Annotated in this window: 13 protein-coding genes, 1 pseudogene and 1 other annotated feature (1 of these 15 only partly in view); of the genes and pseudogenes, 1 reads left to right on the plus strand and 13 read right to left on the minus strand. The window is 52.1% G+C overall.

The window, feature by feature from the left end; translation table 11 throughout:
• Positions 1 to 147: a binding site (T-box leader), on the minus strand (it extends 115 nt beyond the left edge of the window).
• A 25-nt stretch (positions 148 to 172) separates the two neighbouring features.
• From gltX to AC3WQH_RS17055, 4 genes are all read right to left on the minus strand, one after another.
• Entirely contained in the window at positions 173 to 1,639 is a 1,467-nt protein-coding gene (gltX, locus tag AC3WQH_RS17040) for a glutamate--tRNA ligase (RefSeq protein WP_005828903.1), read from the minus strand.
• A gap of 82 nt (positions 1,640 to 1,721) precedes the next feature.
• Positions 1,722 to 2,195: a 2-C-methyl-D-erythritol 2,4-cyclodiphosphate synthase gene (ispF, locus tag AC3WQH_RS17045; protein ID WP_492332169.1), complete on the minus strand. Its 474-nt coding sequence runs from the start codon at positions 2,193 to 2,195 to the stop codon at positions 1,722 to 1,724.
• A gap of 3 nt (positions 2,196 to 2,198) precedes the next feature.
• Positions 2,199 to 2,885, minus strand: a complete 687-nt coding sequence (gene ispD / locus AC3WQH_RS17050) for a 2-C-methyl-D-erythritol 4-phosphate cytidylyltransferase (protein ID WP_238502974.1) — start codon at positions 2,883 to 2,885, stop codon at positions 2,199 to 2,201.
• A gap of 34 nt (positions 2,886 to 2,919) precedes the next feature.
• Positions 2,920 to 4,008, minus strand: coding sequence for a PIN/TRAM domain-containing protein (locus tag AC3WQH_RS17055; RefSeq protein ID WP_005828906.1), 1,089 nt, complete (start codon positions 4,006 to 4,008; stop codon positions 2,920 to 2,922).
• A 288-nt stretch (positions 4,009 to 4,296) separates the two neighbouring features.
• On the opposite strand from AC3WQH_RS17055, the gene AC3WQH_RS17060 reads away from it, so the two are divergent.
• Entirely contained in the window at positions 4,297 to 4,692 is a 396-nt protein-coding gene (locus AC3WQH_RS17060; protein WP_005828907.1) for a nucleoside triphosphate pyrophosphohydrolase family protein, read from the plus strand.
• A gap of 93 nt (positions 4,693 to 4,785) precedes the next feature.
• Here the strand turns inward: AC3WQH_RS17060 and pssA are convergent, their stop codons facing one another.
• The 9 genes and pseudogenes from pssA to AC3WQH_RS17105 all read right to left on the minus strand — a co-directional run bounded on the left by pssA (position 4,786) and on the right by AC3WQH_RS17105 (position 14,884).
• Positions 4,786 to 5,514 carry a CDP-diacylglycerol--serine O-phosphatidyltransferase gene (gene pssA / locus AC3WQH_RS17065; protein ID WP_005828908.1) on the minus strand — a complete coding sequence of 243 codons (729 nt, stop codon included), beginning with the start codon at positions 5,512 to 5,514 and terminating at the stop codon, positions 4,786 to 4,788.
• A 117-nt stretch (positions 5,515 to 5,631) separates the two neighbouring features.
• Positions 5,632 to 6,674: pseudogene (gene disA, locus AC3WQH_RS17070) on the minus strand (DNA integrity scanning diadenylate cyclase DisA).
• Between the two features lie 9 nt (positions 6,675 to 6,683).
• Complete coding sequence (gene radA / locus AC3WQH_RS17075; RefSeq protein WP_025845267.1) at positions 6,684 to 8,051, minus strand: DNA repair protein RadA; 1,368 nt, start codon at positions 8,049 to 8,051, stop codon at positions 6,684 to 6,686.
• 110 nt (positions 8,052 to 8,161) lie between these two features.
• Positions 8,162 to 10,612, minus strand: a complete 2,451-nt coding sequence (locus AC3WQH_RS17080) for an ATP-dependent Clp protease ATP-binding subunit (RefSeq protein ID WP_005828910.1) — start codon at positions 10,610 to 10,612, stop codon at positions 8,162 to 8,164.
• Positions 10,613 to 10,682: 70 nt separating this feature from the next.
• Complete coding sequence (mcsB, locus tag AC3WQH_RS17085) at positions 10,683 to 11,753, minus strand: protein-arginine kinase McsB (RefSeq protein ID WP_005828911.1); 1,071 nt, start codon at positions 11,751 to 11,753, stop codon at positions 10,683 to 10,685.
• A 20-nt stretch (positions 11,754 to 11,773) separates the two neighbouring features.
• Positions 11,774 to 12,292, minus strand: a complete 519-nt coding sequence (mcsA, locus tag AC3WQH_RS17090; RefSeq protein ID WP_005828912.1) for a protein-arginine kinase activator protein McsA — start codon at positions 12,290 to 12,292, stop codon at positions 11,774 to 11,776.
• 29 nt (positions 12,293 to 12,321) lie between these two features.
• Positions 12,322 to 12,786, minus strand: a complete 465-nt coding sequence (locus AC3WQH_RS17095) for a CtsR family transcriptional regulator (protein ID WP_005828913.1) — start codon at positions 12,784 to 12,786, stop codon at positions 12,322 to 12,324.
• 257 nt (positions 12,787 to 13,043) lie between these two features.
• Positions 13,044 to 13,730, minus strand: coding sequence for an HAD family hydrolase (locus tag AC3WQH_RS17100; RefSeq protein WP_026556990.1), 687 nt, complete (start codon positions 13,728 to 13,730; stop codon positions 13,044 to 13,046).
• 23 nt (positions 13,731 to 13,753) lie between these two features.
• A complete protein-coding gene (locus AC3WQH_RS17105; protein WP_005828915.1) occupies positions 13,754 to 14,884 on the minus strand; it encodes an MGDG synthase family glycosyltransferase in 1,131 nt (376 codons plus the stop codon).
• Positions 14,885 to 15,208: the final 324 nt, after the last annotated feature.

The raw sequence follows: 15,208 nt of genomic DNA on the forward strand, positions 1-15,208 counted from the left end.
ACCTACTGATGTCGTCCAAACAGTCAGACACGTTCAGCTCATTGCTCACAGGCGCATTTCCGAACAGGGCACGCTGGATGGCTCTCACCTTTCCATCCTCTCTGTAAACGTGTATCCTGCCGTACTTCTCCTGATCGTCGCATTCGTTTGTATATCACTGGCCCTTTACAGGTTATTTTCCGTTTGCAATCACACGCTGGGCACGCGCCAACACTTTGTCGCGTCCGAGCAGGTACAGCGTCTCTGCCAAGTCGCGCCCGTGCGCTTGACCCGTTGTGCCGACACGTACTGGCATGAACAGCGCTTTGCCTTTTTGACCCGTTTCCTTTTGCACGTCCTTCAGCACCGCTTTGATGACATCCACATTATATGCATCCTGGGCCGACAGGTGTTTCACAAAAGAAGCGAGAACTTCCGGAAACTGCGGCTCTTTCAGTACCATTGTCGCCTCTTCATCGTACACCACTTCGTCCAGGAAGAAAAGAGCGGCCAATGGAACGATTTGGGCACAGTAGGACATTTGCTCCTGGTACAGCGCGACAATGCTGCGCACCCACTCCCGCTTCTCGTCAGACAGCGTTTCCTCGATAAAACCCGCTTTTTGCAGGTGCGGAATGCACATGTCGGTAATCAGATCGAGCGGCTGACGCTTCAGGTAGTAGTTGTTCATCCAGTTCATTTTTGTCGCATCAAATACTGCCGGCGACTTGCTCACGCGCTCCATGGAGAACAGCTTGACCAAATCGTCCATGAGGAAAATTTCCTCTTCGCCACCTGGAGACCAGCCCAAAAGAACGAGGAAGTTCACGATTGCTTCTGGCAGGAAGCCAAGATCGCGGTATTGCTCGATGAATTGCAAAATGCTTTCATCGCGCTTGGACATTTTTTTGCCATCCTGGTTGAGAATCAGTGCCAAGTGGGCGAAGTCAGGCGCTTCCCAGCCAAACGCTTCGTAGATCATCAATTGGCGAGGCGTGTTGGAGAGATGTTCCTCACCGCGAATGACGTGGCTGATTTTCATCAGGTAGTCGTCGATCACAACCGCGAAGTTGTAGGTAGGGATACCGTCCGGACGGCAAATGACGAAGTCGCCCATTTCGTTGGAGTTGAATGTCACCTGTCCGCGGATCAGGTCGTTGACTACGTATTCGCGGTTATCCGGCACAAGGAAATGAATGGATGGCACACGGCCTTCCGCTTCGTATTGCGCGCGCTGCTCTTCTGTCACATGGCGATGCTTCTCCAGAATACGCGGAGTTTCTCCACGCGCCAGTTGTTCTTCGCGCTCGGCATCCAGCTCTTCCTTGGTCGCGTAACAGTAGTACGCCTTGCCTTCTGCGAGCAGTTGATCGATATATTTACGGTAAATGTCCAATCTCTCGGTTTGGCGATACGGGCCGTAGGGGCCGCCCACATCGGTGCCTTCTTCCCATTCGATTCCGAGCCATTTCAAGTTCTTCATTTGCTCTTCATCGGCATTTTCCTTATTGCGCGTTTGGTCCGTATCCTCGATCCGAACGATAAACGAACCGCCGTGATGTTTGGCAAACAGATAGTTAAAAAGCGCTGTTCGCGCACCGCCGATGTGCAAATGCCCCGTAGGACTCGGCGCATAACGCGTGCGGATTTCTTTCGCCATTTTTAGCACCATCCTTGTGAATGTAAAAGGCTATGATCCTTCATGAATACGTTTCTAAGGCTTTATGTTACACCTTGCCCCTTTACTTGACAAGCAAGCATGCAGCCTGGGCCGCGATTCCTTCTCCTCTGCCCGTAAAACCGAGCTTTTCCGAAGTCGTCGCCTTCACGTTTACCTGCGAGGCGTCTTCTGCCTCCAGCACACGGGCAATGACTTCGCGCATTTGCGGTATGTAAGGAGCCATTTTCGGCGCTTGCGCGATAATCGTCGCATCTACGTTGCCAAGGCGATAGCCACGCTCTTTTGCCAGCTTCCACACATGCTCGAGCAGCACGACGCTGCCAGCTCCCTTGAAGGCAGGGTCCGTATCCGGGAAGTGGCGCCCGATGTCGCCTTCGCCAATCGCTCCGAGAATCGCGTCGCTGATGGCGTGCAGCAGCACATCGGCGTCAGAATGGCCCAGCAAGCCTTTTTCATACGGAATGGTGACGCCGCCGATAATGCACGGACGACCTTCCACCAGTTGATGCACATCAAATCCTTGTCCAATACGCATGATTTACTCTCCCCTTCGCTTACGCATGATCTCTTCACCGAGCCACAGGTCATCCGGCGTCGTGATCTTAATATTCTCATAGCTTCCCTGCATGACGGACACAGGATGCCCCAGCCATTCGACCAGCATCGCGTCATCCGTACCGAGCTTGCCCGCTTTTTCTGCCGCCTCATGCGCCTCTCGCAGCAAAGACATACGAAAAGCTTGTGGGGTTTGAACCGCCCACAAGCTTTCCCGTGCCGGGGTAGCCTCCACAAGCCCTGTGGCCCCCACCACTTTTATCGTATCCTTGACAGGCACGGCCATGATCGTGGCCTGATCGCGCCGCACCTGCCGGAGTATGTCGCTGATCTGCTGCTGCGTGACGAAAGGTCGGGCAGCATCGTGAACAAGCACGTAGGTACAGGATGAAGCCAGTGACGCCAGACCGTTTCTGACGCTGTCCTGCCGTTCGGCGCCGCCCAAGGTGACGGTGACTTGCAGCTTTTCCGCATCCACCAAGGCAAGCACGTCGGCGTAGTCCGCTTCGCTCACGACCAGGACGATCTGGTCGATCTCCTGATGCGAAGCGAAAAGGCGAACGGTGTGAGCCAAGATCGGCTCTCCTGCAAGCGGCAACCACAATTTGTTTCGTTGACCGCCCATTCTTTTGCCGGAACCGGCAGCAACGATCACGACCCCTGTACTCACGTTTTCTTTCCTCTCCCGTCTTGTACTTCTCGCCTTACAGCGCTCTTTCCAGCAGCTTCGGCTTGGCGAAGATCATCCGTCCCGCTGACGTTTGCAGCACGCTGGTGACCAATACGTCCACGTCGTTGCCGATGTATTCGCGTCCGCCTTCCACGACGATCATCGTGCCGTCGTCGAGATAAGCAACGCCCTGACCGTGCTCTTTGCCGTCTTTGATGACTTGCACGTTCATTTCTTCCCCTGGCAGCACGACCGGCTTCACGGCGTTAGCCAAGTCGTTGATGTTCAATACCGCCACGCCTTGCAGCTCGCACACTTTGTTCAGGTTGAAGTCGTTGGTGACGACTTTTCCGTTCATGACCTTCGCCAGCTTAATCAGCTTGCTGTCCACTTCGGATACTTCTTCAAAGTCGCCTTCCCAAATCTGCACCTTGACCTTCATTTCCTTCTGGATCTTGTTGAGGATGTCCAGACCACGGCGGCCGCGGTTGCGCTTCAGCACATCCGAGGAATCCGCGATGTGTTGCAGCTCCTCCAGGACAAAGCCCGGAATGACCAGCACGCCCTCCAAAAAGCCCGTGCGGCAAATATCTGCAATGCGTCCGTCAATGATGACGCTCGTATCCAAAATCTTGTGCTCGACATTGGTCGTCGCAGCAGCCTGTTCCTTTTTCTTATCCTTGCGTCCAATAGAGAAAACCGACATAATCTCGTCCCGCTTGCGAAACCCTACCTGAAAGCCCAGATAGCCGAGCAACCCGGAAACAACCAGTGGCAACAGATCACCTATTAGCGGAATCGGAATTTTACTGATGGGCAGGAATAATAAAAAGGCAACAATAAGACCACTAATCAACCCCATCGCTCCGAACATCACGTCAACAATCGGCATTTTGACGAGCGTCTCTTCTCCCCAGCGAACTACCCTCAAAATGTAGTCCAACAGCCAATTAGCTAAAAAGAAGAACAGAATGGCACCAAGTACCGCCCCAATATATTGCGCTCCAGCAACTACTCCAAAATTCAACAACGGGTTGAGCAGCGAAAACAGCTCTGTACCGTATTGGTACCCCAAGCCACCGCCAACCAAGACAAAAAAGATTTTTCCTATGCGGCGTACCATGCCTTCACCTCCTTTTATTAATTATAGACAGAAGCCTATGAGTAAAACCCTGTTTCTTTCCAAATAGCGAAATTGCTTCATTATCGCTTTCCCTCACTATAGCAAAAATGATTTTACCATGTCAAATAGCCAAAAATTTTAACATAGTTGCCATTTTCTCGTCAACCTCAAACACCTGTTTCCTTCCCAGGCAAATTGACAGCGGCCAGACTCCCTTCTTATAATGGCAGTAACACAATGAGCGAAAATTGTGACGATACGAACAGCTTAAAGCAGAGGTGAATCGATATGGACAAACGAGATGTAGACGACTTTCAAGCACAAGTATCCGAGCTTTTGATCCGACATCGAAGCGTACTGGACGTCATGTCCAAAGTTCAGGAAACAGCGTCTCGCATCAACCGCTCCCTGACGAAAGCCATCACCGAATGCGGCTGTGTTGAAGTGGTAGCCAAAAAGCAAACCTACGACGCAAGCAAAAACCTGGAGGAGAACAAGTCCCATCTGGACACTCACTTTAACGGCCCACTATGCGAGCATTGTCGCGACGTAGTCACAGCAGAGCTTGGCAAAAATCTTTTTTACCTGACCGCCTTGTGCAACATTACAGACATCAAGCTGGAGGACGTCTTGCAAAAAGAATCGAACCGGCTGAATACGCTGGGTGTGTTCAATCTTTCTTAACCCCACACTCGTATTACGAATGAACCCTACAAAAAGTTGCATCCAAAAGCGAAAAACCCGCACATCGCAGCGCGGGTTTTTTCATTGCCTGGCTTATTCAAATGGCACAGATTCTTCTTCCTTGTTCTTGCGCTTGCGTAATTTTTTGACGAGAAAGTCAACGTTTTTTTTTATTCCATACAGGGCATAGAAAGCAAGCGGCAGGAAGACGATTTTGGGAAACTGCTGCGGATACTTGATCGCAACCACAACGACGATGGCGATGATGATCGGCGTAATCCAGTAGGCCGATTTTGGAATCCCGACCTTCTTGAAGTTCGGATACTTGACCTTCGATACCATGAGGAAAGCCAGAAGCAGCATGCTCACCGCAAGCAGTACCGGATTGAAAACTTGATGATACAGGGCCAGCGTGGCCAGCACGCCACCGGCAGCCGTGATCGGCAGCCCGATGAAATATCCCGGAACTCCGGCCTGGACGTTGAATCTGGCCAGACGGAGCGCACCACAGATCGGGAAGATGGCGGTAACGAGAATCCCAAGCCAATCGAAGTGCTGCAGGACAACAACATACATGATGAAAGCCGGAGCTATCCCAAACGTAATGACGTCAGAAAGCGAGTCGAGTTCCTTTCCGAATTCACTTTGCGCATTCAGCATGCGAGCGACGCGTCCATCCAGTCCGTCCGCCAGCATACCGATGATGACCGTAATCGCCGCGTAATCGACGTAATGATCGCCTCGAAACGCAAGTATGATTGCCAAGACTCCCAGAAACAAGTTGCTTACGGTTAGCATGTTCGGCAACGATTTCACGAACATAGACTACCTCCTGATTTCTTTTGCAGAGGAGACAGTGTATCCTGTCAAACTTGCTGTTGCTTTCAAGTCCCCTGGGCAAATGTTGAATAACAAATAATGCCTTTATCCTATTCTACTTTAAATGTGCCTGTCAATGAACACTTGCTCCTGAATCCGTTTCAGGCCCTCCTTGATAGCCCGGGCGCGCACTTCGCCAATTCCTTCCACCTCGTCTAATTCCTGAATCGTCGCCATCATAATTCTCGGCAAATAATGAAAATGCTCGACCAAATTGGCGATGATGGAAAGTGGCAGTCGGGGAATTTTGTACAAAATCCGGTATCCCCTTGGCGACACCGATTCTTCCAGCATGCTGGCACTCGCGGAAAACCCGAGAACACGCAGGAAAGACCCGAGCTCCAGCACTTCCTCGGAGCTTAGCTTTTTCATCTCGCGCAGCACTGCGTCTGGAGCATGCGCCACGTCCTTGGCGTAGTCGCGAATGAGCATTTGCGCTTCTTCCTCAATATTCGACACAAGCTCCTCCAGTTGCATGCTGACGAGCCTGCCTTCTGCTCCCAGCTCGCATATGTACTTGGAAATCTCCGTTTTGATCCGCAGCACCATCTCGATTCGCTGCAAGACAGAGGCGACTTCGTGCAAGGTGACCAGCTCTTCAAATTCCAGTGCGCCGAGATTGGTCATGCCTGATCGAGCACCGCCTTGTATTTTTCCAGGGTGGATACTGCCTGGTTAGCCTTGGCGAGAATAACGCTGATCTCATTGAGCACATAGCGGAAATTTCCTTGGTACAAGGTGATGACATTACCCCGCCGGGATATGGCGATGACCAGGTAGCTCGTGTGGATCGCTGTCCGTTGCGCAGTCCGGTGCCGAGTACCTGTCTCGCTGGTGTGGATGGAAGCAGGCGGAAACAGTTGGGTATTGGCGTACAAGATTCGTTTGGCATCTTCACTTACTATAATCGCCCCATCCATCTTCGCCAATTCATACAAATGGGCAGGAGAAAAGTCGCAATTGATGGAAAAACCGCCGTCGACGATCAGGCTGCCGGTTTTGGCGCGCAAAACATTTTCAAGCCCTTCGCGAAGCTGCGTCCCTGGTGCGACCAAACGAAGCACATCGCCGAACTGCGGAGTTCTTTTCGTGTTCTCCTGCATATTCCGCCCTTACCTCCTTATCACCTCGTTCAAAGCATCTGCAATATTGCTGACGCCGATCACCTGAATGTCGTCTGGCGCATCCAGGCCGCGAATGTTTTTCTCCGGTATAATCACGCGTTTGAAGCCGAGCTTGTGCGCTTCCCGCACGCGCTGTTCAATGCGCGATACGCCCCGCACCTCTCCTGTCAGGCCAATCTCCCCGATCACGACGTCGTGCGGATTGGTGGCATGGTCGCGAAAGCTGCTGGCGATGCTGACGGCGATCGCCAAATCGACAGCAGGCTCATCCAGGCGGACGCCCCCGGCCACGTTGACATACGCGTCCTGATTTTGCAGCATCATGCCCATGCGCTTTTCCAAAACAGCCATAATCATCGCCACACGCTGGTGATCGACGCCTGTAGCCATTCTCCGGGGCGTAACGAAGCTGGTCGGTGCCACGAGTGCCTGAAGCTCCACCAGGACTGGACGGGTGCCTTCCATGCTGGCTACGACGGTGGAGCCAGCCACGCCGAAGGGACGCTCAGCCAGAAAAATCTCGGAAGGGTTTGCGACCTCTTCCAGACCGCGATCCTTCATCTCGAAAATACCGATCTCGTTTGTCGAACCAAAACGGTTTTTGACAGCGCGCAAAATCCGGAACGTATTGTGGCGCTCGCCTTCAAAATAGAGAACTGCGTCCACCATATGTTCAAGCATACGGGGACCTGCGATCGAGCCTTCTTTGGTCACGTGGCCGACAATAAAAGTACCGATTCCTTTGCCCTTGGCAATCCGCATCAACTGGGCCGTCGCCTCGCGTACCTGCGCGACGCTTCCGGCCGCAGACTGCACAGCGGGATGGAACACGGTCTGGATCGAGTCGATAATCAACACATGAGGGTCTACTTGATTAATATGCTGTTCGATCAAATCCAAATCATTTTCTGCCAATACAAACATCGGGGGCGTCTGCATATGCAGCCGGTCTGCGCGCAGCTTGATCTGCTTCGCGGACTCCTCCCCGGATACGTACAGCACTTTGGCCCCCTGATGAGCCAGAGCAAAAGAGGTCTGCAACAGCAGTGTGGACTTGCCGATACCCGGATCGCCGCCGACCAGGATGAGCGAGCCTGGGACGAGCCCTCCCCCGAGCACGCGGTTCAACTCGCCAATGGTCGTATCCATGCGCGGCTCTTCTTCGCTGGCTACCTGCGTCAAAGGGATAGCCGACTGGCGCGTGCCGCCGCTCAGCCCTTCGTGGCGGTGCGCCGCCTTGACTGTCACTTCTTCCACCAATGTATTCCAGCTATTGCAGCCCGGGCATTTTCCCATCCATTTTGGCGATTCATAGCCACATTCTTGACACGCGTATTTCGTTTTATACTTTGCCATAATCGCTACCCTCACTTGGATTTTCTTCTCTACTTTTATCATAGTTGTGCAGCCAAAAAAAGAATACCTCCCAAAACAGGAGGCATTCTTCATGATGCTTTTCGCCCAGCTTACGATTTTGTTTTTTCCAGTCGTTTGACGACCAGTTTGCCTTCTTCGGCCTCGATGTTGACTGTGTCGCCCTTGCTGATGTTGCCCTTGAGCAGTTCTTCCGACAATTTGTCTTCGATATGGCGCTGAATGGCACGACGCAGCGGGCGCGCCCCGTACGCTGGATCGAAGCCTTCTTTTGCCAGCAGCTTTTTGGCATCTTCCGTCAATTGGAAATCAATGCTTTGTTCTTTCAAACGCTTGCGCAGCTCGTCGGTCATCAGCGATACGATTTGCTCGATATGCTCCTGCTCCAAGGAGTGGAACACGATGACTTCGTCGATGCGGTTCAGGAACTCCGGACGGAAGCTCTTTTTCAGCTCATCCATGACTTTGTCCTTCATATCCTGATATTTTTTCTCGGTATCGTTGGTGGTGAAACCGAGTGTCGTGTTTTTCTTAATCATGCTGGCTCCGACGTTGGAGGTCATGATGACGACGGTGTTGCGGAAATCTACGGTACGGCCCTTGGAGTCCGTCAATCGGCCGTCATCGAGCACCTGGAGCAAAATGTTGAAAACATCCGGATGCGCCTTCTCGATCTCATCCAGCAGGATGACGGAGTACGGCTTGCGGCGCACTTTTTCCGTCAACTGGCCGCCTTCGTCAAAGCCGACATAGCCTGGAGGAGCCCCTACCAGACGGGCAGTGGAGTGTTTCTCCATGTACTCGGACATGTCGACGCGGATCATGGCGTCCTCGTCTCCAAACAGCGTCTCTGCCACGGCACGGGCCAGTTCGGTTTTCCCCACGCCTGTCGGGCCGAGGAAAATAAACGAGCCGATTGGGCGTTTCGGGTCTTTCAGACCGGCACGGGCACGGCGAATCGCGCGGGAGATGGATTTGACCGCTTCGTCCTGACCGATGACACGATCGTGCAAAATCTCTTCCATTTTCAGGAGGCGCTCTGTTTCCTCTTCCTTCAGCTTCAGAACAGGGATTCCCGTCCAGCTAGCGACGACAGTCGCGATATCCTCTGGTGTCACTTCCATGTTCAACTGGCCTTGGCGTTCTTTCCAGTCTTTTTTCGTTTTGTCCAGCTCTTCGCGAAGCTTCTGTTCCTGATCGCGCAGGGCCGCCGCCTCTTCAAACTCCTGCGATTGCACAGCCGCGTCTTTTTCCTTGCGCACCTCTTCCAAACGGCCTTCCAGCTCTTTGAGGTTTGGCGGAACCGTGAACGATTGCAGGCGCACCTTGGACGCTGCCTCGTCGACGAGGTCAATCGCCTTGTCCGGGAGGAAACGGTCGGTAATGTAACGGTCAGACAGCTTCACTGCCTGCTCGATGGCTTCATCGGTAATTTTTACACGGTGGTGGGCTTCGTAACGGTCACGCAAGCCATGCAGGATGCGAATCGCGTCCTCTGCCGTCGGCTCATCCACCTGAATCGGTTGGAAACGGCGCTCCAGCGCAGCGTCTTTTTCGATGTATTTGCGGTATTCATCGAGCGTGGTTGCCCCGACGCATTGCAGCTCGCCGCGAGCGAGAGCCGGCTTGAGGATGTTGGAGGCGTCAATCGCGCCTTCCGCACCGCCTGCGCCGATGAGTGTATGCAGCTCGTCAATGAACAGGATGATGTTTCCTGCCTGGCGGATTTCATCCATAATTTTTTTCAGGCGGTCTTCGAATTCTCCGCGATATTTGGTGCCCGCCACAACGGTTCCCATGTCGAGCGTCATGACGCGCTTGTCACGCAGCGTCTCCGGAATTTCGTTGTTGACGATTTTTTGCGCGAGACCTTCTGCGATGGCCGTTTTCCCCACACCAGGCTCCCCGATCAGTACCGGGTTGTTTTTGGTGCGCCGGCTCAATACTTGAATTACACGCTCGATTTCTTTTTGACGGCCGATCACAGGGTCCAGTCCGCCATCGCGTGCGATTGCCGTCAGGTCGCGAGCCAATCCGTCCAGCGTAGGCGTATTCGCCGCAGGATTGCCGCCGGAAGGCTGATGCGACGCCATCATTTCCGAGCTGCCCAAAAGCTGCAGCACTTGCTGACGCGCCTTGTTCAAGCTGACGCCGAGGTTGTTCATGATTCTTGCGGCGATGCCTTCGCCTTCGCGGATCAGCCCGAGCAGGATGTGCTCTGTGCCCACATAGGTATGACCCAGTTTGCGCGCTTCGTCCATGGACAGTTCAATTACTTTTTTGGCGCGAGGTGTATAGTTTGGTGTGTAATTACTACCGGACTGCTCTGTTCCGCGTCCGATCAACGACTCCACTTCGCTCTGGATTTTATCGAGTCCAAGTCCGAGCGATTGCAAAGCCTTGGCAGCAATCCCTTCGCCTTCTCGAATCAGTCCCAGCAGTACATGCTCCGTCCCGATATCTTTGTGACCGAGACGCACTGCCTCTTCCAGGGCAAGCGCCAGTACTTTTTGTGCTCGTTCTGTAAAACGTCCAAACATCATATCGTACACCTCCGTATAACCGTGTTTTTCTCTATAGGTTCACTTCTGTTGATGCCTTATGTTTTGCCAATCATGCTGGTCCTGTCGCACTGAGCCTCTCCCGAATCAACCGTGCCCTTCGCTCGTCGCGCTGGTCTGGCGTCAGCTTTTGTCCTGCATGCTGCTGCAGGAAGCCCGGCTGAGTCGTCACCAGCAGCTCGTTCATCACCAGAGGCGATACCCCCGGGATGATGCCAAGGTCAATGCCGAGGCGGACGTCAGAGAGGCGTTGGGCTGCTTCCTTGGACTCCACAGTGCGCGCATACAGCAAAATCCCGTAAGAACGGAAAATGCGGTCTTCCAAAGATATGCGCGTATGCTCCAGCAAATAAGTACGTGCTACGCGTTCCTGCTCAATAATCTGTCTGGCAACGCCGTAGAGGTTGGAGAGAATATCGGTTTCCGACATTCCGAGCGTGACCTGGTTAGACAACTGGAACAGGTTTCCTAGAGCTTCGCTGCCTTCCCCGTAAATTCCTCTAACGACCAGACCAACTTGATTAATCGCCTGCAAAATTCTGCTGATCTGCTGCGTCATCACCAATGCAGGCAAATGCAGCATGACAGAGGCGCGAATCCCCGTACCGACGTTGGTCGGACAGCTCGTGAGGTAGCCTCTCGTCTCATCGAACGCGAAGTTCAGATGCTTCTCGAAAATATCATCTATTTTGGTTCCTATTTCCCATGCTTCATTCAAACGAAACCCTGGCAACAGCACCTGAATCCGAATGTGGTCCTCTTCGTTCACCATAATGCTGACAGACTCGTCAGGACTCAGGAGCACAGCGCCTTTTCTCGATTCCTCCGCCAAGTGCGGACTGATGAGATGCTTTTCCACCAGCACCCGTTTTTCCAGCGGATTGATCTGGTCCATATGGAGAACCTGCAGCGGCTGGCGCTTGCGCATGGCCTCCGATTCGCTCACTTCCGTTACCTTTCTGACGACTTCCTCGCCTTGCGAGTCGGTTGCCAATAACGGAAAAGGGTGCTGGCGCAGGTTTCGGGCGATGCGCAGCCGTGTGCTGATGACGATATCGGAATCAGGACCTTCTCCTTTCATCCAATTGCTCCACGGGTTTTGCATAAACTGCTTTTGTGACATGACCAGCTTACCTCCCCTTGTTACGATTGAGCGATTTTTTGTTCCAGCGCACGGATTCGGTCGCGCATTTCAGCCGCTTTTTCAAACTCTTCGCTGGCGACGTGGTTTTGCAGCGCACGTTTTAGCTGCTCCAGCTCTTTGCGGATTTTCAACTGCCCGCCTGTGCGTTCCGGAACCTTGCCGCTATGCTGCGTATTGCCGTGAATGCGGCGGAACAACGGATCGAGCCGGTCACCCAGGAAGGTGTAGCAATCGCTGCAGCCAAATCGGCCGCTTTTGCTGAACTGGGCATACGTGAGTCCGCATGTTTCGCAGCGGAGCGGCTTGCTGGGCGCAGGCTCGCGTCCGTTTTTTTGCATGGGATCAAATTTTAACAGTCCTGACAGGAGATTGTTGATGCTGAAGTTGTGAAATCCGGTAAAGACGTCCCCTTTTTCGGAAGCGCAATGCTCACAAATATGGTATTCGGTTTTTTCACCATTGACGATTTTCGTCAAATGCAGTGTCGCCGGTCGTTTTCCGCATTCCTCACAGTTCATTACATCCTACCCCCTAACACATGCTTCATTTACTTCAACAAGATAGCCGCAATCATCTGCTTTAATATATTTGCCCGCAAACGATCCCGTAATTCAGACTCCAGAGTCAAAACATTTCGGGAGGTGGCGATTTTCATCAAGGCTGCTTCTTTGGCGTTGACCAAACCTTCTTCCTGCAGCCTCTCTACAATCGCGTTCCCTACACTCTGCGAGATGCTTTCGCCAATCAGCTCTTCGGTCAGCAATTCCTGCAATCGCGCCTTGCTCACAATCTGCACCTTGCGAATGCGGATATAGCCGCCGCCCCCACGCTTGCTCTCTACAATGTACCCTTTTTGTACCGTAAATCGCGTATTGATGACGTAGTTGATTTGAGACGGCACACATTGAAATAAGTCGGCAAGCTCACTACGCTGGATCTCGATCGAGCCATTGGGACTTTGTGTCAAAATGCCTTTTAAGTGTTGTTCAATGATGTCCGAGATGTTACGCAAGTCATCGCCTCCTATTCCATATGTGTATGTGCTTGCTACTGACTTTGACTATCTTTGACTTTAATTATAATGGGTTTGCGACGCGCTTGCAAGTGATCGATACACTTTCTAGTGTGGGCAAAAGGCGGGCGCTTGAAACCATCCAAAACAGTAACGGCACGACCGTTTTGTCGACGGCAAGCGGCACGTCTCGGCTCATGAATTGTCGAAGCGTTTTATGTTTTATACAGAAAAAACCACTCCTCTAAAGGAATGGTTTATGTCAGTCTTTGCGATTTGGTGTCGATTGCCGGCAAATGATCCAGTAATTGCGGAAACTGCGTAATGACGACATTTGCCCCGTCCAGTTCTCCTGGCTTGGCGAAGCCGAAGTCACATCCGATGGTAAACAGGCCGTTTTTTACTCCTGCCTCTACATCGGAATGGCGGTCGCCTACCATGACCGCCTGTTCTACCTGGTAGTCGGCGATGAGCTTGGCTACCAGATCCACTTTGGAGCGCGTGCGGAACCGTCCCGCCGAGTACAAATCCGTCAGCAACGGATTGAGTGCATACTCCTGGCAGATGGCTTCAATGTACTCCTTCTGTCCGTTGCTCGCGACAAACAGCGGAATCCCCTTGGCGTGGAGCTGTTCCAACGTCTCCCTCACGCCAGGGTACAAATCGGTCACTTTTTCTTTGAGCAAAGCAATTTCGTTTTCCAGCAAAAAAGCATCCGCCGCGCGGACAGCTTCTTCATTTGCGCCTGGCAAAAGCTTTTTCCAGACCTGCTCGACAGTCAGTCCGAGCACGTTGACCAACTCTTCCTCGCTTGGCGTCTCGCCTGCCCACAAGCCTTTTTCTCTCAATCGCTCAAATGTCCGCAAAAAAGCGGGCGTCGACAACTTCTCCGTCTGCAGCAATGTGCCATCCATATCAAAGAAAATGGCAAACGGCATACTCATGCGCTTCCTCCTGTTAGCCCGTTCTACGAACTTTCGTTAGTGGTTGCTTGCAGCATACTCATATCATCCAAAATAAATTCTGCGATGCGCTGGGCGGCATCCGGCTTTGATATTTTTTGCCCCATCCGTCGCATGTAGTCAACTTTTGACGGACTGTGCAACAATTCATCGATAAAGTAAATGAGCTGCTCGGACAAATTGGCGTGTACGGCGCAGCCGTTGTTTAGCAGGAAGTGGCTGTTTCTCTCTTCCTGTCCTGGCAGCGGGTTGTAAATAATCATGGGCACCCTCTTGCTCATCACTTCGGCAGATGTCAGTCCGCCGGATTTGGTGACGATCAAATCGGCAACCTCCAAATACTCATGGAAGTTGTTAATGAATTTGAGGGGGACTACCTCATGACGGTACGTTTTATTCGTCACTTTTTTGTACAGCTTTTCATTGGTTCCGGTCATGACAAATGTTTTCAGCGGAAGGTTGATGGCTTCCAGTCCATCGAGAACTTTTTCCATCGAACCGAGGCCGAGACCTCCCCCGGAGAGAAGGATGCATTTTTGCTCTGGCGCGAGTCCAAGCCTTTGCTTGATCTCATTGGCATCAAGCGGCATGCGGAACTTGCGCATGATCGGAATCCCCATCGGAATGAATTTCTGGTGATCTTGTCGGTAAATGTCGACCAGATAGTACAACTGTTCATGTCCAATGAAGTAATAATTGATGTGATGATTAATCCATGAGGGATGGATCGTATAGTCGGTAATGATCGTGTAGATCGGTTCCGTCCAGTCATTTCTGCCCTTCAGCACAGACAGCATGCAACTGGCAAAAGGATGCGTAGCAATAAAGGCATCCGGTTGAACGCTGTTAATCAGCTTTTTCAGCTTGTTTGCCAACAGCTTGTTCATCAGGACGTTCATATCAAAAAAACGGCTTTTTTCGGTGTTATGGTAAATTCTCCCCCACATTTTCGGCGACAATCTCAGCAGGTTCATGTAACTTTCCAACAAAATCTTGTGAAATGTAGGACTGATATATTCCAACGTATCAATTATCATGGAGGTGCAACCATTCTCAGCCAGGCTTTCCTGCATCGCTCTCGCTGCCTGATTATGACCGTTACCGATGGAAGCGGAAAAGATTAGAATTTTTTTCATGCTTATTCTCCTTCATAACCTTGCCTCGCCTACTCCAACGCCTGGATCGGGTACCTTATCATGTTAGTCTACCCCGAGACCGCTCTGCAAGAGGGAACTTGTCGGTCATTCGGCCTAACTTGTCGACAAAAAATTCACTAGCAATTGTGAAGCACGAAGCCTGTCTGGTCGTGTAAAAACAAAAGCCTCCTTACCCATTGTGAGGTAAAGAGGCTTATTTCATTCCCTGAAAACTGGATCTGCATGTTTGCTAAGAGTGTGTGGATAAGTCCTCGACCGATTAGTATTCGTCAGCTCCACGCGTTGCCGCGCTTCCACACCGAA

The sequence above is a fragment of the Brevibacillus sp. FW301-21C12A genome, assembly GCF_058788915.1.

Excerpts from the sequence above, each read along its gene's own strand:
- mcsA (WP_005828912.1), bottom strand. The coding sequence starts at position 12,292 with ATGAACTGTGAGGAATGCGGAAAACGACCGGCGACACTGCATTTGACG.
- pssA (WP_005828908.1), bottom strand. The coding sequence starts at position 5,514 with ATGTTCGTGAAATCGTTGCCGAACATGCTAACCGTAAGCAACTTGTTT.
- AC3WQH_RS17080 (WP_005828910.1), bottom strand. The coding sequence starts at position 10,612 with ATGATGTTTGGACGTTTTACAGAACGAGCACAAAAAGTACTGGCGCTT.
- AC3WQH_RS17060 (WP_005828907.1), top strand. The coding sequence starts at position 4,297 with ATGGACAAACGAGATGTAGACGACTTTCAAGCACAAGTATCCGAGCTT.
- AC3WQH_RS17105 (WP_005828915.1), bottom strand. The coding sequence starts at position 14,884 with ATGAAAAAAATTCTAATCTTTTCCGCTTCCATCGGTAACGGTCATAAT.
- AC3WQH_RS17100 (WP_026556990.1), bottom strand. The coding sequence starts at position 13,730 with ATGAGTATGCCGTTTGCCATTTTCTTTGATATGGATGGCACATTGCTG.
- AC3WQH_RS17055 (WP_005828906.1), bottom strand. The coding sequence starts at position 4,008 with ATGGTACGCCGCATAGGAAAAATCTTTTTTGTCTTGGTTGGCGGTGGC.
- mcsB (WP_005828911.1), bottom strand. The coding sequence starts at position 11,753 with ATGTCACAAAAGCAGTTTATGCAAAACCCGTGGAGCAATTGGATGAAA.
- radA (WP_025845267.1), bottom strand. The coding sequence starts at position 8,051 with ATGGCAAAGTATAAAACGAAATACGCGTGTCAAGAATGTGGCTATGAA.
- ispF (WP_492332169.1), bottom strand. The coding sequence starts at position 2,195 with ATGCGTATTGGACAAGGATTTGATGTGCATCAACTGGTGGAAGGTCGT.
- gltX (WP_005828903.1), bottom strand. The coding sequence starts at position 1,639 with ATGGCGAAAGAAATCCGCACGCGTTATGCGCCGAGTCCTACGGGGCAT.